General features: G+C 65.3%; 17 protein-coding genes and 1 rRNA gene. 10 read left to right on the plus strand and 8 right to left on the minus strand.

What is annotated here, in order from left to right; all coding sequences use genetic code 11:
* A 5S ribosomal RNA gene (gene rrf / locus CH294_RS18550) occupies positions 1 to 97 on the plus strand; the annotation flags it as partial.
* Between the two features lie 769 nt (positions 98 to 866).
* On the opposite strand, the gene CH294_RS18555 is transcribed toward rrf, so the two are convergent.
* Positions 867 to 2,456, minus strand: coding sequence for an adenylate/guanylate cyclase domain-containing protein (locus CH294_RS18555; protein WP_032402505.1), 1,590 nt, complete (start codon positions 2,454 to 2,456; stop codon positions 867 to 869).
* Between the two features lie 42 nt (positions 2,457 to 2,498).
* On the opposite strand from CH294_RS18555, the gene nucS reads away from it, so the two are divergent.
* Together nucS and CH294_RS27875 are read left to right on the plus strand one after the other, a co-directional pair.
* Positions 2,499 to 3,170: an endonuclease NucS gene (nucS, locus tag CH294_RS18560; RefSeq protein ID WP_032375951.1), complete on the plus strand. Its 672-nt coding sequence runs from the start codon at positions 2,499 to 2,501 to the stop codon at positions 3,168 to 3,170.
* Positions 3,171 to 3,211: 41 nt separating this feature from the next.
* Positions 3,212 to 3,529 carry a hypothetical protein gene (locus tag CH294_RS27875; RefSeq protein WP_032375952.1) on the plus strand — a complete coding sequence of 106 codons (318 nt, stop codon included), beginning with the start codon at positions 3,212 to 3,214 and terminating at the stop codon, positions 3,527 to 3,529.
* A 28-nt stretch (positions 3,530 to 3,557) separates the two neighbouring features.
* Here the strand turns inward: CH294_RS27875 and CH294_RS18570 are convergent, their stop codons facing one another.
* On the minus strand, positions 3,558 to 4,508 hold the full coding sequence (locus tag CH294_RS18570) for a hypothetical protein (RefSeq protein WP_094738795.1): 951 nt from the start codon (positions 4,506 to 4,508) through the stop codon (positions 3,558 to 3,560).
* A 59-nt stretch (positions 4,509 to 4,567) separates the two neighbouring features.
* Positions 4,568 to 5,044 (minus strand): methylmalonyl-CoA epimerase, encoded by a 477-nt coding sequence (gene mce, locus CH294_RS18575; protein WP_032376025.1) that lies wholly within the window; start codon positions 5,042 to 5,044, stop codon positions 4,568 to 4,570.
* A 111-nt stretch (positions 5,045 to 5,155) separates the two neighbouring features.
* On the opposite strand from mce, the gene CH294_RS18580 reads away from it, so the two are divergent.
* The 3 genes from CH294_RS18580 to CH294_RS18590 all read left to right on the plus strand — a co-directional run bounded on the left by CH294_RS18580 (position 5,156) and on the right by CH294_RS18590 (position 7,777).
* The gene (locus CH294_RS18580) at positions 5,156 to 6,346 is read left to right on the plus strand and encodes an acetyl-CoA C-acetyltransferase (protein WP_032402285.1); all 1,191 of its coding nucleotides are present in this window, start codon (positions 5,156 to 5,158) and stop codon (positions 6,344 to 6,346) included.
* Positions 6,347 to 6,413: 67 nt separating this feature from the next.
* Positions 6,414 to 6,785 carry a DUF3817 domain-containing protein gene (locus tag CH294_RS18585; protein ID WP_170944783.1) on the plus strand — a complete coding sequence of 124 codons (372 nt, stop codon included), beginning with the start codon at positions 6,414 to 6,416 and terminating at the stop codon, positions 6,783 to 6,785.
* A 104-nt stretch (positions 6,786 to 6,889) separates the two neighbouring features.
* Positions 6,890 to 7,777: a tetratricopeptide repeat protein gene (locus CH294_RS18590; protein WP_094610108.1), complete on the plus strand. Its 888-nt coding sequence runs from the start codon at positions 6,890 to 6,892 to the stop codon at positions 7,775 to 7,777.
* A 5-nt stretch (positions 7,778 to 7,782) separates the two neighbouring features.
* Here the strand turns inward: CH294_RS18590 and CH294_RS18595 are convergent, their stop codons facing one another.
* From CH294_RS18595 to CH294_RS18605, 3 genes are read right to left on the minus strand one after another with little or no spacing between them, the layout of a single operon-like run.
* A complete protein-coding gene (locus tag CH294_RS18595; RefSeq protein ID WP_032375956.1) occupies positions 7,783 to 9,231 on the minus strand; it encodes a metallopeptidase in 1,449 nt (482 codons plus the stop codon).
* A complete protein-coding gene (glgB, locus tag CH294_RS18600; RefSeq protein ID WP_032376027.1) occupies positions 9,232 to 11,433 on the minus strand; it encodes a 1,4-alpha-glucan branching protein GlgB in 2,202 nt (733 codons plus the stop codon).
* An 11-nt stretch (positions 11,434 to 11,444) separates the two neighbouring features.
* Complete coding sequence (locus tag CH294_RS18605; RefSeq protein ID WP_094738960.1) at positions 11,445 to 13,451, minus strand: alpha-1,4-glucan--maltose-1-phosphate maltosyltransferase; 2,007 nt, start codon at positions 13,449 to 13,451, stop codon at positions 11,445 to 11,447.
* Positions 13,452 to 13,656: 205 nt separating this feature from the next.
* Here CH294_RS18605 and glgP point away from each other — a divergent pair, with 205 nt between their 5' ends.
* Positions 13,657 to 16,179: an alpha-glucan family phosphorylase gene (gene glgP, locus CH294_RS18610; RefSeq protein WP_094610030.1), complete on the plus strand. Its 2,523-nt coding sequence runs from the start codon at positions 13,657 to 13,659 to the stop codon at positions 16,177 to 16,179.
* An 11-nt stretch (positions 16,180 to 16,190) separates the two neighbouring features.
* On the opposite strand, the gene CH294_RS18615 is transcribed toward glgP, so the two are convergent.
* Both CH294_RS18615 and CH294_RS18620 read right to left on the minus strand, forming a co-directional pair.
* On the minus strand, positions 16,191 to 18,239 hold the full coding sequence (locus CH294_RS18615) for an ATP-dependent DNA helicase (RefSeq protein WP_094738796.1): 2,049 nt from the start codon (positions 18,237 to 18,239) through the stop codon (positions 16,191 to 16,193).
* A gap of 50 nt (positions 18,240 to 18,289) precedes the next feature.
* On the minus strand, positions 18,290 to 19,546 hold the full coding sequence (locus CH294_RS18620; protein WP_230592419.1) for a nicotinate phosphoribosyltransferase: 1,257 nt from the start codon (positions 19,544 to 19,546) through the stop codon (positions 18,290 to 18,292).
* A 150-nt stretch (positions 19,547 to 19,696) separates the two neighbouring features.
* Between CH294_RS18620 and clpS the strand changes: the two genes are divergently transcribed.
* From clpS to CH294_RS18635, 3 genes are read left to right on the plus strand one after another with little or no spacing between them, the layout of a single operon-like run.
* Positions 19,697 to 20,056, plus strand: coding sequence for an ATP-dependent Clp protease adapter ClpS (gene clpS, locus CH294_RS18625; protein WP_170944785.1), 360 nt, complete (start codon positions 19,697 to 19,699; stop codon positions 20,054 to 20,056).
* A gap of 40 nt (positions 20,057 to 20,096) precedes the next feature.
* Positions 20,097 to 20,666 (plus strand): DUF2017 domain-containing protein, encoded by a 570-nt coding sequence (locus tag CH294_RS18630; RefSeq protein WP_094738797.1) that lies wholly within the window; start codon positions 20,097 to 20,099, stop codon positions 20,664 to 20,666.
* A 9-nt stretch (positions 20,667 to 20,675) separates the two neighbouring features.
* The gene (locus tag CH294_RS18635; protein ID WP_094610031.1) at positions 20,676 to 21,761 is read left to right on the plus strand and encodes a P1 family peptidase; all 1,086 of its coding nucleotides are present in this window, start codon (positions 20,676 to 20,678) and stop codon (positions 21,759 to 21,761) included.
* Positions 21,762 to 21,812: the final 51 nt, after the last annotated feature.

The raw sequence follows: 21,812 nt of genomic DNA on the forward strand, positions 1-21,812 counted from the left end.
GGAAACGCCCGGTCCCATTCCGAACCCGGAAGCTAAGCCCTCCAGCGCCGATGGTACTGCACTCGACAGGGTGTGGGAGAGTAGGACACCGCCGAACACAACTTGGACCAGACAACCCCCGACCATCACGGTCGGGGGTTGTTTGCATTCGAAACCACTTACAGTCACAACAGTATTCGTGGCCTTGTCCGTCGTCGGTATCCCTGAATTCCAGGGCTCCGACATCTGCACCGCAAGTCCCATCATTGCGATGCGGCCGCGTGTCTGGCCCCCACCCGGGTCGCACACGCGAGCGCACTCGCCAGACGCGAGTAGAACAGCGACACCAGACCGCGCGCACCTGACAAACGCACGCGCATTCGCATAATCCAGAGGTGTCAGCACCGCCGGTTGCCTCCGATGGTGTCGGCCGTCGACTCGTCACTGTCACCCCCCCGTCGCACACGCGAGCGCATTTCCCGCAAACAAAGGGAATCAGTGATGCCCAGCTGGGTCGGCCGCCTGACTTGTCATTGCCAACCTCGGTCACAAACGCGCGCGCATTTGCGAGACGCGAGCAGAACAGCGTCACCAGACTGAGCGCACCCGCAAACGCGCGCGCGTTTGCGGGCCCCCGAACCGGACTGAACCCCAACAAGTCGAGTACTGCTATCGAAGCTTGGCGATCGAGGTTGGCGGGCTTACGCACACCTGGATTCTGCAGACGCGCTCGCCTTCGCGAGGCGCGCGCAGAATCGTCAGCGATGTGGTGAGCGTTCGACAAACGCGAGCGCGTTTGCGAGGGGACCGGGAAAGAACGGCCAAGTCGTCAGTGATGAAAACGGCAGGGACGCAGGGCACTACACCTTCTGAGCCCAACGATCGGGTCAGGCGTGAACAGCTTCGTGCTCATCCGCCTCGACCTTGACGTCCTTCGGATTTGCAAGAACTGTTTCCGCAGAGCGTCCGCGAAGAGTGACTGCATCACCGAATTCCCAACGATGTGCTTCCTCGTCAGCAGCACCGTCGACGGCAGTCTTGGAGGCGAGGATGGCTCCGGGCGCATTCTTTGCCAGTTCGGAGAGACGAGCGGCCTCGTTCACCGGGTCTCCGATAACGGTGTACTCGAATCTGGACTTTGCACCGACGTTGCCGGCAACCGCCCGTCCGGCAGCGACGCCGACGGCGGCGCTGCATTCGGGCACTTCCACCAACAACCGTCGAGAAATTGCTCGTGCTGCAGCAAGTGCGGAGCCGCAGTGGTCGGAAATTTCGTTCGGGGCCCCGAAGATAGCGAGCGCGGCGTCTCCCTCGAACTTGTTGATGAAGCCGCCGTGTTCGTCCACCTCGTCGACCACGACTGCGAAGAATCGGTTGAGTAGGTCCACGACCTCGGTAGGGGGCCGGGATGCTGCCAGCTCCGTCGATCCCACCAGGTCGATGAAGAACACTGCGACATCACGTTCTTGTCCGCCGAGTTCGCTGTCGGACTGCAACGCTTTCTCGGCAACTTCGTGTCCGACATGTCGTCCGAACAGGTCGCGGATCTTCTCTCGATCGCGCACACCGTCGGCCATACGGTTGAAGCCGCTCTGCAGTTCGCCGAGCTCGGTGCCGTCGTACACCGCGAGGCGGACGTCCATGTTGCCCTTCTCCACCTCGGCCATGCCCGCGCGGACATTGTTGATGGGTGAAGTGGTCGCGAAGCCGCCCAGCACGGTCAACGCGAGCCCGAACACGATCGTGATGCCACCCAACGCGAGGATGGAGATGGCCAACTGAGTCGATGTGGTTTCGGGGTTGATGAAGCGGAAGATCGCGATGATCATCAAGCCGCTGACCGGGACGCCCGTTCCCAGTAGCCACGACAGGATGGAGCGGCCCATGACTCCTGCGATACGAATTCGTCGAGGATCACCGGCTTCGAGGGCCCGAGCGGCAGCGGGACGAAGCGCGAATTCACTGAGTAGGTAACTGAACGCACAGACGACGGTGCCACCTGCGGCGATCGTGAAGGCAACCTTGGGAATCGACGCCGGGTCGATGATCCCGTCGATCGTGGGGAGCAGCAGCAAGGCTCCGATCCACAGCAGAATCTGGATTCGCGTCAGTCGCCAGGGCATAGCGAGCGTCGCGACCTGCTCCTCGCGGCTGGGTTGACGGTCCTCGATTGCCCACCGCAAGCTTCGCAGGGCGTGCGTGGTGCCCCAGACAGCACCGACGACGAATGCCACGAACACGTAGACCGGTACGACGATGTAGTTGACCCACCAGTACTTGCTCGGATCGAGCACGTCCGGCCCCGGCACGACAACGCTGATCAACACACCGACGATGACGGCGCCGATCAGGTTCGACAGGATGAGGAAGACCGTCAACAGCAGCTGAATGCGAACCCGTCGTCGGCGCGGGGACTCGGAGGTGTCGCCGAGCAGTCGGGAACCCAGGGGAGCGGCGGATCGTCTCAATTGCGGCATGGTCGTCACAGACTAACGGGGCGCCTGCCTTATGGTGGTCGAGTGCGTTTAGTTATTGCTCGTTGCCAAGTCGACTACGTCGGCCGTCTCACCGCACACCTTCCGTCCGCTCGCCGTCTGTTACTCGTGAAGTCCGACGGATCGGTCAGCGTGCATGCGGACGACCGCGCGTACAAGCCGCTCAATTGGATGTCTCCGCCGTGTTGGACGGTCGAGACCACCGAAGACGAGACGATCAAATGGGTCGTCACCAACAAGGCGGGCGAGGAACTTCGCATCACCATCGATGACGTCGAGCTCGACTCGAGTCACGAGCTGGGCATAGACCCGGGTCTGGTGAAAGACGGTGTGGAGGCACATCTTCAGGAGCTGTTGGCCGAGCACGTCAGCACCTTGGGCGACGGATACACCCTCGTCCGACGCGAATACATGACGGCTATCGGCCCGGTGGATCTGCTGTGCCGCAACGCTGATGGCGGAACAGTGGCCGTCGAGATCAAGCGACGTGGTGAGATCGACGGCGTCGAGCAGTTGACCCGTTACCTGGAGCTTCTCAATCGTGATCCGCTGCTGGCCCCGGTGAGCGGAGTCTTCGCTGCCCAGGTCATCAAGCCGCAGGCGAAGACGCTGGCCACAGACCGCGGCATTCGTTGTCTCACACTCGACTACGACGTCCTACGGGGAACCGACAGTACCGAGTTCCGTCTTTTCTGACGACTGTCGGCACGAGTCGGCCTGTTCTCTACACTGGACGGGTGCCCCGTCGTAACCAACCCCGCCGACCGAATCGGAGCGGCCCGAGTGATCTCGGTCCGGCAACCGACTCGGTGCTGGGTGGCAACCGGGTCGAGGTCGGTCCGGATGGAGACACGTACACGACGCGGATGATCCCGGGTGCCAAGGCCGTCAAGACGTATCGCTGCCCTGGCTGCGATCACGAGGTGCGGCCGGGCGTCGCGCATATCGTCGCGTGGCCGTCGGACGATTTCGGGGGCGCGGACAACCGCAGACATTGGCACACCGGATGTTGGAGCGGCCGAAACACACGAGGCCTCACCCGCAGGTGGTCGTAGCGGGGGAGGCCCAGCGTGTACTGCGAAATCAGGACGCCGAGTCGGCCGATTCCTTCTCGTCCTCGGCCTTCGCGGCTGCCTTCTCTTCTTCCTTCTTGAGGATTGCCGTCGGGTCGGAATTGTCGAGCAGTTCGCTCTCGCGGTTGACCGAGGCGAGCATGGCCGGAACCGAATCGAGCTGGCCACGGATTCCGAGCAGCTGAGCGAGCACGCGGCTGCGCAGCACACGCAACTCCTCGGCCAGTTCCTTGGAGTGGGCGATCCGCCGTTCGGCTTGTTCGCTGGCGGATTGAAGCCGTCGAGCAGCCTCGGTGGTTGCCTCCTCGATGCGGCGGGCAGCATCGGCCTTGCTCGACGCTTCGAGTTCTTCGAGCGCGGTCAGCACCTTGGTGCGGCGCTCGGCCATCGTGATCTCGAAATCTTCCTGAACCTCGGCGCGCTTGGCCTCGGACTCGGCGGCCAGCTTGTCGCGCTCGGCCTGCGCGGCCTCGACCACCCGGGCTGCCTCGGTGCGCGCCTGAGCCATCGTTTGCTGGTGCTCGGTCTCGAGCGCCGTCCGACGCTCTTCGAGTTCGGCCACCAGTGACTCGTGCCGTCCCCGCAGTCGCGCACTCTCTTGCTGCGCAACCGAAATCATTTCTTCGGACTCCGAGTGCGCCTTGGCGCGTACCTCGGATGCCTCGTCGGAGGCCAACCGCAGCATGCGCGAGATGCGATCACTCATACCCTCCGCTGTGGTGGGCGGAACCGACAGGCGATCGATGTCCTTGCGCAGTTCGTCGATCTCGTCACGCGCGTCGTCGAGTTGCTTGGCCAGATCACGAGCCTGGGCTGCGGCCGCATCACGATCAGCGGTCGTCAGCCGGAGCTCGGCGTCGAACCGCTCGAAGTAGTTGGTGACTTCGTCGCGATCGAACCCCTTCCGGACGATGGAAAAGGGAAGTTGCACCGCGGAAGTGCGCTCATGATCGATGGCCATGGCCGTCAATTTACCGGTGAGTCAAGTAGAGAGCCATACGGCTCGTTCACAGAGTTCGATCAGTGCGCGTCGGGGTTCGGCTCGACGAGTTCGATGAGCACGCCACCGGCGTCCTTGGGATGGACGAAGTTGATCCGAGAATCGGCAGTGCCCCGGCGCGGGGCGTCGTACAGCAGCCGAACGCCGCGGGCGCGCAATTCGGTCGAGATCTCCTCGATATCGGTGACGCGGTACGCCAACTGCTGTAGTCCCGGTCCGTTGCGTCCGATGAACTTGGCGATGGTGGACGACTCGTCGATCGGGGCGAGCAACTGCAGTGCAGCGGACTTCTCTCCGGCACCGGGGAACGAGAGCATCGCCTCGCGAACGCCCTGTTCTTCGTTGATCTCCTCGTGCACGGCGACCATGCCGAGGTGGTCGGTGTACCAGGCGATGGCGGCGTCGAGATCGGGCACCGCGACACCCACGTGGTCTATAGCCGTCACCAGGTCGGAGCGCAGCGGGGCTCCCGTGTAAGACTGCGTGCTGGAGGTCATGGCCATGACGTTAGCGCTAGCTGCGTTTCGGTGCTCCGCCCGGCCGGTATCGGTAGGGGGCGTCGGAGCGTTGATCTCGACAAGGCCGTCTTCACACTTTCGGAGGAAATCGTGACCACAACAGTCATCGTTGCCGGTGCTCGTACGCCCGTCGGGCGCTTCTCGGGCGCACTCAAGGACTTCTCGGGATCGGACCTCGGCGGAATCGCCATCAAGGGTGCCCTCGAGAAGGCCGGTGTTGCGCCGGATCAGGTCGACTACGTCATCATGGGACAGGTTCTGACCGCCGGAGCCGGCCAGATTCCGGCCCGTCAGGCTGCCGTTGCCGCCGGCATTCCGATGACCGTGCCTGCACTGACGATCAACAAGGTGTGTCTGTCCGGTGTCGACGCCATCGCGCTGGCCGATCAGCTCATCCGCGCCGGGGAGTTCGAGATCGTCGTCGCCGGTGGGCAGGAGTCGATGACCCAGGCTCCGCACATGCTCGAAAAGTCGCGCGCCGGGTTCAAGTACGGCGACGTCACGATGCGTGATCACCTCGCGTACGACGGTTTGTACGACATCTTCACCGACCAGGCCATGGGCGCACTCACCGAGCAGCGGAACCAGAGTGCCGAAGCCATCAGCCGCGAGGAGCAAGACGCTTTCGCTGCCGCGTCGCATCAGAAAGCCGCAGCCGCCTGGAAGAACGGCGTATTCGACAACGAGGTTGTCCCCGTGTCCGTTCCGCAGCGCAAGGGCGATCCGATCCAGGTCACGGAAGACGAAGGCATCCGCGCCGACACCACGGTCGATTCCCTCGGAAAGCTTCGACCCGCCTTCGACAAGGCCGGAACCGTCACCGCGGGATCGGCGTCGCAGATTTCCGACGGTGCTGCCGCCGTCGTCGTGATGAGCAAGGAAAAGGCCGAGTCGCTCGGTTTGACCTGGCTCGCCGAGATCGGTGCCCACGGAGTGGTGGCAGGGCCCGACTCCACGCTGCAGTCGCAGCCGGCCCGGGCGATTGCCAAGGCGTGCGCGAAGGACGGCATCGATCCGAAGGACCTCGACGTCGTCGAGATCAACGAGGCGTTCGCGGCGGTCGGAATCGCCTCGACACGCGAGCTCGGCATCGATCCGGAGATCGTGAACGTCAACGGTGGCGCGATCTCCATCGGACATCCCCTCGGCATGTCCGGTGCCCGCATCGCGTTGCACTTGGCCCTCGAGCTGCAGCGACGCGGCGGCGGAGTCGGCGCAGCCGCACTGTGCGGCGGCGGTGGACAGGGCGACGCCCTCATCGTTCGAGTACCGAAGAAGTAGGACCGCGGTGGCTCTGGTCGGGAGTGAGACCAGAGCCACTACGTTCTGTCGTAGCAAACCGGGCACAATGGCTGGCATGACCAACTTCTTCAACCTGAGCAGCACGGCCACCCGTTTCCGTTTCATCGCTGTACTCGAAGCGTTCACCTGGCTGGGACTGCTGATCGGAATGGCGTTCAAGTACATCCCCGCCGATGGCAACGAAATCGGCGTGAAGATCTTCGGGCCGATCCATGGCGGCGTGTTCGTCGTGTACCTGGGCATCGCGGTGCTGACGGCAGTGAAGTTGAAGTGGGACGTCAAGGCAACACTGCTGGCGCTCGTCGCAGCGTTCCCACCGTTCGGCACGGTGATCTTCGAGATCTGGGCCGCGCGCACCGGACGCCTCGCCGAGCTGAGCACAGGCCGACCCGTAGCCGACGCGAAGGTCCTGTCCTGACTGCCCGCCAGTGGATGACGCATCGGGTTAGTGACAAACTGTAGAACGTGACTCGACCCGGTTCCCGTCCTCCCGTCCGCCCGTCAGCTGCCGTCCCCGCCTCGATCGCCGGTGCTGTCGACCTGTCCGTTCTCAAGGACCGTCCGGCACCTGCTCCCGCGGCCGAGCCCGCCGGTGAATCCGGGGGACTCGCACCGATCGTGGACGTGACCGCGGCGACGTTCGAGGCCGAGGTTCTGCAACGATCCACTCAGGTCCCGGTGATCGTCGATCTCGGTTCGGCCCGCTCCCCGCAATCGCAGGCGTTGACGCGACAGCTCGGCCAATTGGCCGTCGAGGCAGGCGGCACGTGGGTGCTGGCCCGCGTCGACGTCGATTCCAATCCACAGATCGCGCAGGCGTTCGGTGTGAAAGCCATTCCGACTGTGGTTGCCGTTGCAGCCGGTCAGCCACTGGCCGACTTCGAGGGAACGCAGTCGGACGAGCAGCTGCGTCAGTGGCTACAGGCCGTCGAGCAGGCGACTGCGGGAAAGCTCACCGGGCCTCCCGGGGCGGCTGCTGCAGAACCGGAACCCGAGATCGAGGACCCCAGAATCGTCGCTGCCGAGGAAGCCATCGACGAGGGCGACTTCGACAAGGCGGCGGCCGCATACCAGGCGATCATCGACGCCGAACCGAAGAACACCGACGCCGTCGCGGCGCTGCGTCAGGTCAGGTTCTTGGCTCGGGTGCAGAACATTGCACCTGACGCCATCGAGATCGCCGACGCCGATCCCGCGAACGTGCAGGCCCGGATCGCGGCCGCAGACGCCGAGATGGCTGCTCAGCAACCGGAGCAGGCTTTCGCTCGGTTGATCGACGGCATCAAGATCAGTGCGGGCGACGACCGGACCGCACTGCGCACTCGGCTCCTCGAGCTGTTCGAGTTGTTCGACGCAGCCGATCCGCTGGTGGTGTCCGCGCGGCGCAAACTCGCGTCCGCTCTGTACTGAGTTCCTCAGCTGTAGCGCGAGTCGCACAGCTCCTTGCCGCCGAGAACTCCCGATCGGAAGGCGTCGACTCGGGAGAATCCGGATGGCAACGTCGTTCCGTTGACGTCGCTGGCTGCGAGTCCGTCGCTGAGTAGGCCCGACACCGCCTCGTCGAGATCGCCTGGGGAGAGAAAGACTTCGAGGCCCGTCGAACCGTTCTCGGCGCTCATCGCCGAGGTGATGACCCCGGACAGGCACGCCGAACGCAGAGCGGTCTGCGGGTCGTCGAGGGTCTGGCCGGCTTCCTTCTGCACCGCGAGCGTGTAGCGGGAGGCGAACAGCACGTACGCGCTGTAGTCACCGGAGACGTTGAGCGGCAATATGTCTCCGCGCTGCGGGGTCTCGGGCTGTCCGACTTCGGCCAGGGCCTCGACGTCGACGCCGATGGTATTGGTCGAGGGGCAGTACGACACCGGCGCAGTGGCTTCGGCGTCGGCGCATCCGACGTCCGAACCGGTGTAGTCGACGGCCGGGGGAGCTGTGACGGGCAGTACCTGCTCGAAGGATCGAGTGAAGGCGTCGAGGGAGTCCTCGGTGACCGGTAGTTCACCCGAGTCGTCCGGATCATCGAACTTCTGCGGCAACGATGCTCGACGCGAGTCGATTTCGGCCTCGTCGATGCTCGTGCAGGCCCCGGCACCGTCGGTGAAGCCGATCTGCACAGCCGTGACGCGCTCGAAGGCCGAGCCGTGCACCGATTCCGGATCGTTGGGATCGACATCGCGAACGGCGACGGTCGCGGCGAGAACGCCGTTGAGTCCGTCGGAGGTATTGATGGTGAAGTGCGGCGAATCGTCCTCTGCGACATGGCGAATGAACGCGCCGGCAAAACAGTCGGCCTGTTGCTCGGCCACGATGGTGGGAGTGTCGTCTCCGACCAGTCCCGATTGATGCTGGATGGCGTGACCGTATTCGTGGGCGATCACCATCACCACCGACATCGGTCCGAATGCGTCGACCAGAGCAGGAAGCAGAATGGTGCGATCCCACCCGATCGAGTCGTCGCGCGTGCAATACGCGGCATTGGGGATACCGCCGGTTCGATCCCCGCAGAATCTGACGCCGGATCCCTCGTCCTCGGACGCGTCCCACGAGACCACGTTCGAGATCGGCGTGAACGAGCCTTTGAAGAGGGCTGGGTACTGCTCGGCCCAGAACTGTTGAATGTCGTCGATCGCGTTGGTGGCGAGGATATCGGAGTCGGTGCCCTCGGCGTTCTCGACCTCGATCGTCGAATCGGGGACACCCGGTCGTGGCCCGCTCGGTCCGCTCGTGACCGGCAGTCCGGCGACGGTGAACGGGTTCTCGTAGATGGACACGGCGTTGCCGCCGACAGTCTGTGCGCACGAGGCGAGGAGAAGGAGTCCTGCAGTGGCGGCCGCGGCCAGTAGTCGGGGTGTGCGGCCGCCACTCATCTATCGCTCCAGTTTTATCCAGATCGCCCCGTTGGCGGGAAGTGCAACCTGGCCTGACGCCGGTCGACCGTGCCACGAGTGCGATGTTGCCGTCACTTCACCCAGGTTGCCCATTCCGGAGCCGCCGTATTCCGTTGCATCGGTGTTCAGGATCTCGATCCAACGGCCGGGTTCCGGTAGTCCCACACGATAGCTGCCGTGCTCGGAACCGGAGAAGTTGAAAATACACGCGATGACCGAACCGTCGGACCCGTACCGCAGAAAGCTCAGCACGTTGTTCTCGGTGTCGTTGGCGTCGATCCACGAGTACCCGCTCGGCGAGGTGTCGAGTGTCCACAGTGCCGGATGCGACTTGTACGTCGAGTTCAGATCGGAGACAAGGGATTTGACGCCGTTGTGCAGGGGCTCCTCGTCGATCTGGTACCAGTCGAGGCCGCGTTCCTCGGACCATTCACGGGTCTGGCCGAACTCCTGGCCCATGAACAGCAGTTGCTTGCCCGGGTGCGCCCACATGTAGGCGAGCATGCCGCGCAGCCCTGCTGCCTTGGTGTAGTCGTCACCGGGCATCCGAGTCCACAGCGTCCCCTTGCCGTGCACCACCTCGTCGTGGCTGATGGGCAGCAGGTAGTTCTCGCTCCACGCGTAGACGAGGGAGAAGGTGATCTCGTGGTGGTGGTAGCTGCGATGGATCGGATCACGCCCGAGGAATCCCAGGGTGTCGTGCATCCAGCCCATGTTCCACTTCATGTTGAAGCCGAGTCCGCCGACGTTCGTCGGGCGGGTGACGCCGGGCCATGCCGTCGACTCCTCGGCCACGGTGACCACGCCTCGGTGCTTCTTGTGCACCGTCGCGTTCATCTCCTGCAGGAACGTGACGGCCTCGAGGTTCTCCCGGCCGCCGTAGATGTTCGGCGACCAACCGCCCTCGGGGCGGGAGTAATCCAGGTACAGCATCGATGCCACGGCGTCGACACGGAGGCCGTCGATGTGGAACTCGTCGATCCAGTACAGCGCGTTCGCGACCAGGAAGTTGCGCACCTCTCGGCGGCCGAAGTCGAAAACAAGTGTGCCCCAGTCGAGTTGCTCGCCGCGCTGTGGGTCGCCGTGTTCGTAGAGCGGGCCTCCGTCGAATCGAGCGAGGGCCCATTCGTCCTTGGGGAAGTGCGCAGGCACCCAGTCGACGATGACGCCGATTCCGGCGCTGTGCAGGTGGTCGACGAAGTAGCGGAAATCGTCGGGGCTGCCGAAACGTGATGTGGGTGCGTAGTAGGACGTGACCTGGTAGCCCCACGACCCGCCGAAGGGGTGCTCCGCGACCGGGAGGAGCTCGACGTGGGTGAACCCTGTCTCGGTGATGTACTCGGCTAATTGCTCGGCCAGTTCGCGGTAACCCAGGCCCGGTCGCCACGACGCCAGATGGATCTCGTAGACACTCATCGGTGCCTGCGTTGGCTCGATTCCGGCCCTGGTGTCGAGCCACTTCTCGTCGTTCCACGTGTACGACGACGCGGTGACGACCGATGCGGTCGACGGCGGAACCTCGGTGGCGAAAGCCATCGGGTCTGCCTTGTCCTTGACCGAGCCGTCGGCACCGTTCACTCGGAACTTGTACAGGGCACCCGGCGCGATGTCGGGTACGAACAGCTCCCACACTCCGGTCGAGCCCAGAACACGCATGGGCCAGCTGCGGCCGGTCCAGCCGTCGAAGTCACCGACGAGGGTGACGCCCTGTGCTGCGGGGGCCCACACTGCGAACGAGGTGCCGACCACCGGACCGTCCGGCGTCGCGTACGACTGCTGATGCGCGCCGAGGATGTCCCACAGCCGCTCGTGCCGACCCTCACCGAACAGGTGTAGATCGAGCTCACCGAGAGTGGGGAGGAACCGGTATCCGTCGGCGGATTCGGAGACGTGCCCGCCGGGCCACGTCACGACGAGCCGATAGTCGATCAGGTCCTCGAACGGCAGCAGCGCCGAGAAGACTCCGTGCGCGACGTGAGTCAGCTCGTGGTCGACACCGCCGACTCGGGCGACGACCTTCTCGGCGTCGGGCTTGAGCGCTCGGATGGCCGTTCCGCCGGGTACCGGATGGGCACCGAGAACGGAATGCGGGTTGTAGTGCCGACCCGCCGCGATGAGTTCCAGATCGTTGTCGGACGGGGCTGCGACGGTGTCTTCGGGCGTCGTCGGATTCTTGGTCACGTTGAATCCACTCACTTTCGGTTGCCGCGGTAGGCCAGTTCGATTCGTGCCGGGTAGGGAATGTGGGGGAGCGTGAAGATGTGCGCCACCGACGTCCAGGGCTCGAGTCGGACGAAATTGGTGTGGCCCCAGTCGTAATGAACGCCGCTCACCTCGTCCTTGATCGTGAGGGTGTCCTGCCAGTCGTGGCCGAGGGCAGGCATGTCCAGATGGATGGTGCCTTCCTCGGCACCGAACGGGTTGAGGTTGATCACCACCAGGATCGAGTCGCCGGTCTGCGGGTCGAACTTCGAGTACCCGATCAACGCTTCGTTGTCGATCGTGTGGAAGTGGATGTTGCGGAGCTGCTGCAGCGCCGGATGCGCGCGCCTGATCGCGTTCAGCGTGGTGATCCAGGGCTCGAGCGACTCGCCTCGGGCGAGCGCACCCTCGAAGTCGCGCGGACGCAACTGGTACTTCTCCGAGTCCAGATACTCCTCGCTGCCCTCACGCACGGCCTGGTGCTCGAACAGCTCGTAGCCGGAGTAGACGCCCCAGGTGGGGGCCATCGTCGCCGCGAGAGCTGCCCGGAGAGCGAACATTCCTGGCCCACCGTGCTGCAGGCTCTCGTGCAGGATGTCCGGGGTGTTGACGAACAGGTTGGGCCGCGCGTCGTCGGCGCGTCGCGCATGCTCCTCGGCGAACTCGGTCAGCTCCCACTTGGCGGTACGCCAGGTGAAGTACGTGTACGACTGGGTGAACCCGCGCTGTGCCAATCCGTACATGCGCACCGGACGGGTGAAGGCCTCGGCGAGGAACAGCACGTCCGGGTCGGTCTTCTTGACCTCGGCGATGAGCCATTCCCAGAAGTCCGGTGGCTTGGTGTGCGGGTTGTCGACTCGGAAGACCTTGACCCCCAGCGAGATCCAATACCGGACCACGCGCAGTACCTCTTCGTAGATGCCGCGTCGGTCGTTGTCGAAGTTGACCGGGTAGATGTCCTGGTACTTCTTCGGTGGGTTCTCGGCGTAGGCGATCGTGCCGTCCGGCAGCACGGTGAACCACTCGGAATGCGTTGCTGCCCAAGGGTGATCGGGAGCGGCCTGCAGGGCGAGGTCGAGCGCCACTTCGAGGCCGTGCTCCTGTGCGGCAGCGAGAAAGGCGCGGAAGTCGTCCTCGGTTCCCAGTTCGGGATGGATGGCGTCGTGCCCGCCGTCCTTGGATCCGATCGCCCACGGCGACCCGACGTCCTCGGGGCCCGGAGTCAGCGTGTTGTTCGGGCCCTTGCGGTTGATGGTGCCGATCGGGTGGATGGGCGGCAGGTAGACGATGTCGAATCCCATCCGCTGGATGCGAGGCAACTGCTCGATCGACGTTGCGAACGTGCCGTGCCGCGGCGATCCGTCCTCGTTCCACCCGCCGGTCGATCGAGGGAAGAACTCGTACCAGGCACCGTTGAGAGCGAGATTGCGATCGACCCAGATGTTGACCGCGCGCGAGCGTGTCACCAGCTCGCGCAGCGGGTGCGCGAACAGCAGTTCGGCGACCGACGACGCGAATGCCGACGACACTCGGGCCGGCAGCGGTCGGTCGGTGTCGCGCAGCGCGGCAGCGACGTCGGCCAGCAGTTGCCTGCTCTCGGCAGGAACCCCGGTGGCGGCGCGCAGGAACAGCCGCGCCCCGATCTCCAGATCGTTCGCGAGTTCGTGCGCGCTCTGGCCCACTCCGAGCTTGGCTTCCACGGCATGGCGCCAGGTGCTGATCGGATCGCTCCACGCTTCGATGCGGCAGATCCAGTAACCCGGCCGAGAGGGGACGAACACCGCGTCGAACGTGTCGGGTTCGCGGCCCGGTGTCATCGGGATGCGTTCGAGTTTGCCTCCCGGTCCGCGCACCGACAGTGTCGCGGCCACCGCGTCGTGACCCTCGCGCCAGACGTCGGCGGAGACTGGAAACGTCTCGCCCACCACCGCTTTCGCGGGGTACTTCCCGGTCGTCGTATCTGGAAGGACATTGTCGATACCAAGTCGACCTGTCACTTCACACTCCATTCTTCGCTAGAGGTATGGCTGCGCGGGCGCAACCTCTGATCGAACCGATATTGGTGTGCTTCTATTCGTCAACCGTAATGCAGCAATGCAGATGGCGCGTGCGCCGACGCATACTGCCCGCGACGGGCACCGCGGAGCAGATTTCGTGCAAGCCGCCCATCGACACAGGTGTCCGTGGGTAGGGTTCGATCCTGTGAAAGCTTTGCGCCGATTCACCGTCCGAGCCCATCTTCCCGCCCGCTTGAATGCCCTCGCCGAGCTCTCGACAAACCTCAGGTGGTCGTGGCACTCGGCGACGCAGGATCTGTTCGAGCACATCGATCCACTGTTGTGGACCGAACTCGAGCGCGATCCGGTGGCTGTACTGGGAGCCGTCGCACCCGCGCGGCTCGAGGAACTCGCGGCCGACGAACGTTTTCTGGCCGAGCTGGACGCCGCCGAGGCGGATCTGCACGACTACCTAGCCCGTCCGCTCTGGTACCAGAACGAGCTGTCGAAGGGGCGGGCTCTGCCGTCGGGCATCGGGTATTTCTCCATGGAGTTCGGTGTCACCGAAGTGTTGCCGAACTATTCGGGCGGGCTCGGCATCTTGGCCGGGGACCACCTCAAGGAGGCCTCCGACCTGGGCCTGCCGTTGATAGGCGTCGGGTTGCTCTATCGCTCGGGGTACTTTCGCCAGTCGCTGACTGCCGACGGCTGGCAGGCCGAACGCTATCCGTCCCTCGACCCGCACGGTCTGCCGCTGCGGTTGCTCACCGACGACGGCGATTCTCCGGTGCTGATCCACGTGTCGATGCCGGGATCTCGCGTTCTGCGGGCGCGTGTGTGGATCGCCCAGGTGGGGCGCGTCCCACTGTTGTTGCTCGACTCCGACATCGCCGACAATGATCCCGAGCTGCGCGGGGTGACCGACCGGTTGTACGGCGGCGACCAGGATCACCGCATCAAACAGGAGATCCTCGCCGGTATCGGCGGAGTACGAGCGATCCGGGCATACACCCGTGCACACGGACTTCCCGACCCCGAGGTGTTCCACATGAACGAGGGCCACGCCGGCTTCTTGGGCGTCGAACGCATCCGCGAACTCGTCACCTCGGGAACTCTCGATTTCGACGCAGCGCTGGCTGCGGTGCGGGCCGGCACCGTCTTCACCACCCACACCCCTGTCCCGGCCGGAATCGACCGGTTTCCGGCCGATCTGGTGCGGCACTACTTCGGAAGTGCGGACGGCGGCGCGGACTCGGCGCTGCTGCCGGGTTTGCCGATGGATCGAATCCTCGCCCTCGGCGGCGAGAGCGACGCCTCGGTGTTCAACATGGCGCACATGGGATTGCGGCTCGGCCAACGAGCCAACGGTGTGTCGAAACTCCACGGCATCGTCAGCCGCGAGATGTTCAACGGTCTGTGGCCGGGATTCGATGCGTCCGAGGTGCCGATCGGATCGGTCACCAACGGCGTCCATGCCCCGACGTGGTCTGCTCGGGAATGGGCACAGGAGGGGGAGATGTCCTCGGAGCGCGTGTGGTCCACGCGTAACGCTCTGCGTGCGCAGTTGGTGGACGAGGTACGCCGCCGAGTGCGGCGGTCGGCACTCGAACGCGGTTCCACGCAAGCCGAGATCAATTGGACTGCAAGTGTTTTCGATCCGAACGTGCTGACCGTCGGTTTCGCTCGTCGCGTACCGACGTACAAGCGACTGACTCTGATGCTGCGCGAACCCGAGCGACTGCGGGCGATGTTGCTGGACCCGGAACGACCGGTCCAACTCGTGGTCGCAGGCAAGTCGCATCCGGCCGACGACGGCGGAAAGGCGCTCATACAGCAGATCGTCAAGTTCGCCGATCAAGCCGACGTGCGGCACCGCATCGTGTTCCTGCCCGACTACGACATGTCCATGGCGCGCTTCCTGTACTGGGGATGCGATGTATGGCTGAACAATCCGCTGCGGCCGCTCGAAGCGTGTGGCACCTCGGGCATGAAATCGGCACTCAACGGCGGCCTCAACCTCTCGATCCGCGACGGCTGGTGGGACGAGATGTACGACGGCGAGAACGGCTGGGCCATCCCGACGGCCGATGGTGTCACCGACGACAATCGACGGGACGATCTCGAAGCAGCTGCTCTGTACGAGCTGCTCGAACAGGCTGTGCTGCCCAAGTTCTACGACCGCGGCGAGGACGGCGTGCCCGGTCGATGGATCGAAATGGTGCGGCACACCCTCGAACAGCTGGGCCCGAAGGTGTTGGCGTCGAGAATGGTTCAGGACTACACGCTCGGCTACTACGCGCCTGCTGCCGAGTCCGCTCGCGCGGCGTCGGCCGACGGTCACCGCGGTGCCACGGACGTGGCGTCGTACCGTCGCCGCGTCGAACAGGCCTGGGGCGCAGTGAAAGTCACCCGCGTCGACAGTGAGGGGCTACCGGATACTCCGGTGATCGGTGCGGAACTGTCGCTGCGCGCGAACGTCGATCTCGGCGGCTTGGACGCGGCGGACGTCGTGGTGCAGGCGGTGGTCGGTCGCGCCGATGACGAGGAGAACCTCACCGACATCTCCGCGACGCCCATGACACACGTGGGCACGGAGGGCGGTGAGCACGTCTATGCCGGCGAGAGCACGCTGCCGCACAGCGGCGCAGTGGGATACACCGTGCGGGTGCTGCCGCATCACGACGGCCTGGCCTCGGATGCCGAGCTCGGATTGGTGTCCACTCCGTAGCGGTAGTGGCGCTACTTTCCCGCCAGCCGGGTGAGCGCCTTGCGCACCACCTCCGGGTCCGAGGTCTCCCAGAACGGAGGCAACGAGGCTCGGAGGTAACCGCCGTAGCGGGCAGTGGCCAGACGTGAATCGAGAACGGCGACAACGCCTTTGTCGTCCACGCTGCGGAGCAACCGGCCGACGCCCTGCGCGAGCAGCAGGGCGGCATGGTTGGCGGCGACAGCGAGAAACCCGTTGCCGCCGCGGGATTCCACGGCCTGCTGACGGGCTACGAGCAGCGGATCGTCGGGCCGCGGAAACGGAATCCGATCCAGAATCACCAGACTGAGCGACGGGCCCGGCACATCCACTCCCTGCCACAGCGACAACGTCCCGAACAGGGAGGTGGCCTCGTCGTCGGCGAACTTCTGCACCAGTGCGCCGGTGGAATCGTCGCCCTGGCACAGGATCGGCGTATCGAGTCGCTCGCGCATTTCCTCCGCGGCGGCCTTGGCGGCACGCATCGACGAGAAGAGTCCGAGTGTGCGTCCTCCGGCTGCGCTGACCAGAGACTCGATTTCGTCGAGGTAGGACTTGGAGAGGCCGTCGCGTCCGGGCGGTGAGAGGTGCTTGGCGATGTACATGATGCCGGCCCGGGCATGATCGAACGGTGACCCGACGTCGAGCGAATTCCACCGGATCGACCCGGTATCGGACGGCGGTTCCACACCCGACGCCATCGCGGTATCGCTCCGGGACGGCGTCTCCGCAGGCAGGCCCCAGTTGACGGCCAACCCGTCGAACGACCCGCCGACGGTCAAGGTTGCCGACGTCAGGACCACGGTGGACTCGGCGAACAGGCGCGCTCGGAGCAGTCCGCCGACCGAGAGCGGGGCGATACGGACCGTGCGTTTGACGTTGCCGCGGAAATCGTCGACCGCGTGCCAGACGACGTCCCTGCGTTTGGCCGGATCGGGTTCGTCGAAGGCCGTGAGAACTCGAACGGCGCTGTCGTGCACCTCGTCGACCGCGACGAGTGCAACGCTGCGAGCCGCGGCAGCCTCGGGGTCGCTTGCCGCCATGCCCTGCTTGTTGGGGCCGATCGCGGTGCGCACTGCCCAGGCGGCGTCGCGGATGGAGGCGAGGGCCGGCCCGACGCCGTCGGGCAGAGATTGCCAGCGACTCGGGGGCAGCTCGTCGAGAATCGCGGCCCAGTTCTCGGCTGCACCTTCGAGCTGGTCCACCGTCTCTTCTTCGATCAACTTCGCGCTCCGGCGAGCGGCAGCGGTGACGGTTGCTGCCGACAGCTCCTCTGTTGCAACGCCCGTCACTCGATCGACCAGTTCGTGAGCCTCGTCGACGACCACGACGTCGTGCTCGGGCAGGATCTGGATGCCGGTGATCGCATCGATCGCGAGCAGCGCGTGATTGGTCACCACGACGTCGACCTGGGCGGCCTCGGTGCGGGCGCGCTCGGCGAAGCAATCCTCGCCGACGGGGCACCGGGACTTGCCGAGGCATTCGCGCGCAGTGACGCTGACCTGGCGCCAGGCCTGATCGCTGACTCCGGGCACGACGTCGTCGCGGTCGCCGGTCTCGGTCTCGGACGACCACTTGGTCAGCCGCACCACCTCTCGGCCCATGCGCGAGACCGCGAACGGGTCGAACAGTTCTGCGTCCGGTGCCTCCTGCGCGGCACCGGTGTGGATCTTGTTCATGCACAAGTAGTTGTTGCGGCCCTTGAGGATCGCGAACTTCGGTCGTCGACCCAGAGCCTCGGTCAGTGCGTCGGACAGGCGCGGCAGGTCGCGGTCGACCAACTGCCGCTGCAGTGCGATGGTGGCCGTGGAAACGATGACGGTCTTTCCGGAGTCGACCGCGTGCCTGATGCTCGGGACGAGATAGGCGAGGGACTTTCCGGTACCGGTGCCTGCCTGCACCGCGAGATGCTCACCGGTATCGATCGAGTGCGCCACCGCCGACGCCATCGTCAGCTGATTGCTCCGTTCCTTGCCGCCCAGTGAGTGCACCGCTACCTGCAGTAGAGCGGGAACGGTTGGCAACTCGGTCTTCGACGGCACCGAAGAAGACTACTGCCGATTGCCCACCGGGTTCGGCATCGACACCGCCCCTAGCCTTCGACGAAGCGGGTGGGTATCGCCGGTTCGCCCTGAGACAGTTTCAGGCCCTCCCACGGGAGGCTGACCAGGCGCCCGGCCAGTAGTTCACGGCCGTCGGCCAGCGTCGGCAGGCCGGGGACGCGCTCGCCGCCGCGGACCAAAGGCGTGGTCAACGTCTCCACCGTCATATCGTCGCCGATGGTCGGGGGAGAGTCGAAGGGGTGCACGATCTCCTCGACGGCGGTGCCGGTGCTGCGCGCCGTTCGCACCGCGGCCTTGGTGCCCCCGCGCGATTCTTTGTGACTGCTGCGCTTGGCGACAGGGATGCCGTCGACCGTGACCAGCTTGTAGACCATGCCCGCCGTCGGGGCACCGGAACCGGTGACCAGTGACGTGCCGACGCCGTAGGAGTCCACTGGTTCGGCCCGCAGCGCGGCGATGGCGTACTCGTCGAGGTCGCCCGAAACGACGATCCTGGTCTTCGGCGCACCCAGGGCGTCCAGCTGGTCGCGAACCTGCCGCGCGAGCACTCCGAGGTCGCCGGAATCGATGCGCACCCCGCCGAGTTCGGGCCCGGCGACCTCGATGGCGTTGGCGACGCCCTGGGTGATGTCGTAGGTGTCGACGAGCAGCGTGGTGCTCACGCCGAGTGCTCGTACCTGCGCCGCGAATGCGGACCGTTCGTCCGGGCCGTCGACGGTGGTGTGCAGCAGGGTGAACGCGTGAGCCGATGTGCCGGCTCCGGGGACGCCGTGCCGGCGGACGGCTTCGAGATTGGACGTCGCGGTGAACCCGGCGAGGTACGCCGCACGCGATGCGGCGACGGCCGCTTCCTCGTGGGTTCGACGCGATCCCATCTCGATGATCGGCCTGGACTTCGCGGACGCCACCATCCGTGCTGCCGCCGATGCGATCGCGCTGTCGTGATTGAGGATCGAGAGCACGAGTGTTTCGAGGACGACGCACTCGGCGAAGGTTCCGCGGACGGTCAGCACGGGGGAGCCGGGAAAGTACAGCTCCCCTTCGCGATAGCCGTCTATGTCGCCGGTGAATCGGTAGTTGCGCAGCCACTCGACGGTGTCGGCGTCGAGAAATTCGGCCACGATGCGTAGCTCGTCCGGGCCGAAACGAAAGCGCGCGATGGCGTCGAGGATGCGGCCGGTGCCCGCGAGAACTCCGTACCGGCGGCCCGCAGGCAGCCGTCGCGCAAAAACCTCGAAGCTGCAGACACGATCTGCGTTACCGCTGGCCAGAGCGGCTGAGAGCATCGTGTACTCGTACTGATCGGTCAGCAGCGCGGTACTGACGTCGTCGGTGAAAATCGCGTGATCTGTGGTCGCGTCGTTGCTCACCTCGCCCACACTACGAGCGCAGGGGCGAGCGTGTGACGCTGGCCCGACACGCCGTACCCTGTGGACATGCCTTGGTTGACGGTGGATGGAACGCTTCTGCCCGTGGACGGCGTCTCGGCAGGTGATGTTGTCGCAGCATCACCGCAGGCGGTTCCGGCCCAGACCGAGGCCGTTGCTGCCGACGAGTCACACGACACTCCATGGGTCACGATCGTGTGGGACGACCCGGTCAACCTGATGCACTACGTGACCTACGTGTTCCAGAAGCTCTTCGGCTACAGCAAGGCCAAGGCCACCGAGCTGATGATGCAGGTGCACTCCGAGGGCAAAGCCGTCGTGTCTAGCGGCGAGCGCGACGCGATGGAGAACGATGTTCGACGCCTGCATGCGGCTGGTCTGTGGGCCACGATGCAGCAGGACAAGTAGTAGCTCACCACCTCTACGTCAGAGAAGGACATCAGCAACAGTGCGCACGTGGACGAGACGGAATTCGCTGTCCGGGGTCAAGATCAAATCCGAGATCGACGCGCGTGAGGCGGCAGTGCTTCGGTCTCTCGTCGGCTCGGTACTGGGACTGCTGCGCGACCGATCCGCCGACGCACCCACCGACGAGCTGGCCGCACTGACCGGTCTGCGTACCGGCCACAACACTCCGCCCGACGATGCCGCGCTGGCGCGGCTGCTTCCGGACTTCCACCGCGCCGATCCCAGCCGCGACGAGGAGGATCCGACCGACCTCAACGGCGCTCTGCGTGGCCTCCACGAGCCCGAGATCATCGACGAGAAGTTGGCGGCCGGATCGATCATCCTGGCCACGCTTCCCGAGTCCGGTGGCAAGATCGTGCTGACCCAGGAGCAAGCGGATGCATGGTTGACCGGACTCAACGACGTGAGGCTGGCGCTCGGCACGACGCTGGGGATCAGTGCGGACACACCGGACGTCCTCGACGAGGGTGATCCTCGCGCTCCGCATCTCGATGTGTACCACTGGCTGACCTGGATGCAGGATTCACTCGTACAGGTCCTCATTCCCTAGGACGCGCGCGTGACCGCAGCCTTCTCCAACCCCGGACCGCGGGACTCTCTGACCGACGTGGCAGGTCTTCTGGTCGGTCACCATCACGAACTCGACGACGACGCCACGATGGGATCCGGCTCGGCCACCGGTGCCACCGTGGTGCGTGCACTCGGTGGAGCGACGGCCGCAGTCGACGTCCGCGGCGGCGGGCCGGGAACGCGCGAGACCGATCTGCTCGATCCGAGCCATTCCGTTCAGCACGTCAACGCGATACTGCTGACCGCGGGCAGTGCGTACGGGCTCGCGGCCGCAGACGGAGTCATGCGATGGCTGGAAGAGCACGGTCAGGGCATTCCGATGGGCAGTCCCGATCACGTCGTTCCGATCGTGCCGGCTGCGGTGATCTTCGATCTTCCGGTCGGTGAGTGGACGGCGCGTCCGACCTCGGAGTTCGGCTATCTCGCGGCGGCAGCAGCGGCGGCCGAATTCGCGACGGGATCGGTCGGAGCAGGAGTCGGTGCTCGTGCCGGAGTGCTCAAGGGCGGCGTGGGCACCGCGAGCACGGTGATCGAAGGCGGTCCGGCCGACGGGGTGACGGTCGCGGCGCTGATGGTCGCCAATCCTGTGGGCGCGGTATTCGACCCCCGCACCGGATTGTTGTGGGGCACCGGCACACTCGGGCCCGCAGCGTTCGGCATGCGCAAGCCCGACGTCAACGAGGTGTGGACCGCCTCGGCGCTCGAACCCAAGGGCACTGCCCTGAACACCACGATCGGTGTGGTCGCCACCGACGCGACACTGTCGTCGGCGTCGTGCAAGAGGATTGCCGTCGCGGGTCACGACGGTCTTGCTCGGGCCATCCGGCCTGCGCACTCGCCCCTCGACGGCGACACGATCTTTGCCGTGTCCACGGGCACCCGAGCCGTCACTGCCGAGTCCTCGGTCCCCGCCGCGTTCTCGGCGGAGCTACCGGTCCTGGCGGCGGTCACCGAAGCCGCGGCGATCGTCGTCGAGCGGGCCATCGTGCGTGCCCTGCTCGACGCCACCTCGGTGGCCGGCATCCCTACCTACCGCCAGATCTTCCCGTCGGCGTTCGCCGCGTCGCGCACCTGAGGGCAGGTCTCGACCCGTCCCTGGCCGGTACCGTGGAGGAACCGAGGTTGG

The sequence above is a fragment of the Rhodococcus sp. 14-2483-1-1 genome (assembly GCF_002259335.1).
GTDB lineage: Bacteria > Actinomycetota > Actinomycetes > Mycobacteriales > Mycobacteriaceae > Rhodococcoides.

Coding starts and splice junctions, on each gene's coding strand:
- CH294_RS18570 (WP_094738795.1), bottom strand. CDS start 4,508: ATGGCCATCGATCATGAGCGCACTTCCGCGGTGCAACTTCCCTTTTCC.
- mce (WP_032376025.1), bottom strand. CDS start 5,044: ATGACCTCCAGCACGCAGTCTTACACGGGAGCCCCGCTGCGCTCCGAC.
- CH294_RS18585 (WP_170944783.1), top strand. CDS start 6,414: ATGGCTGGCATGACCAACTTCTTCAACCTGAGCAGCACGGCCACCCGT.
- CH294_RS18555 (WP_032402505.1), bottom strand. CDS start 2,456: ATGCCGCAATTGAGACGATCCGCCGCTCCCCTGGGTTCCCGACTGCTC.
- CH294_RS18620 (WP_230592419.1), bottom strand. CDS start 19,546: ATGCTCTCAGCCGCTCTGGCCAGCGGTAACGCAGATCGTGTCTGCAGC.
- CH294_RS18595 (WP_032375956.1), bottom strand. CDS start 9,231: ATGAGTGGCGGCCGCACACCCCGACTACTGGCCGCGGCCGCCACTGCA.
- clpS (WP_170944785.1), top strand. CDS start 19,697: ATGCCTTGGTTGACGGTGGATGGAACGCTTCTGCCCGTGGACGGCGTC.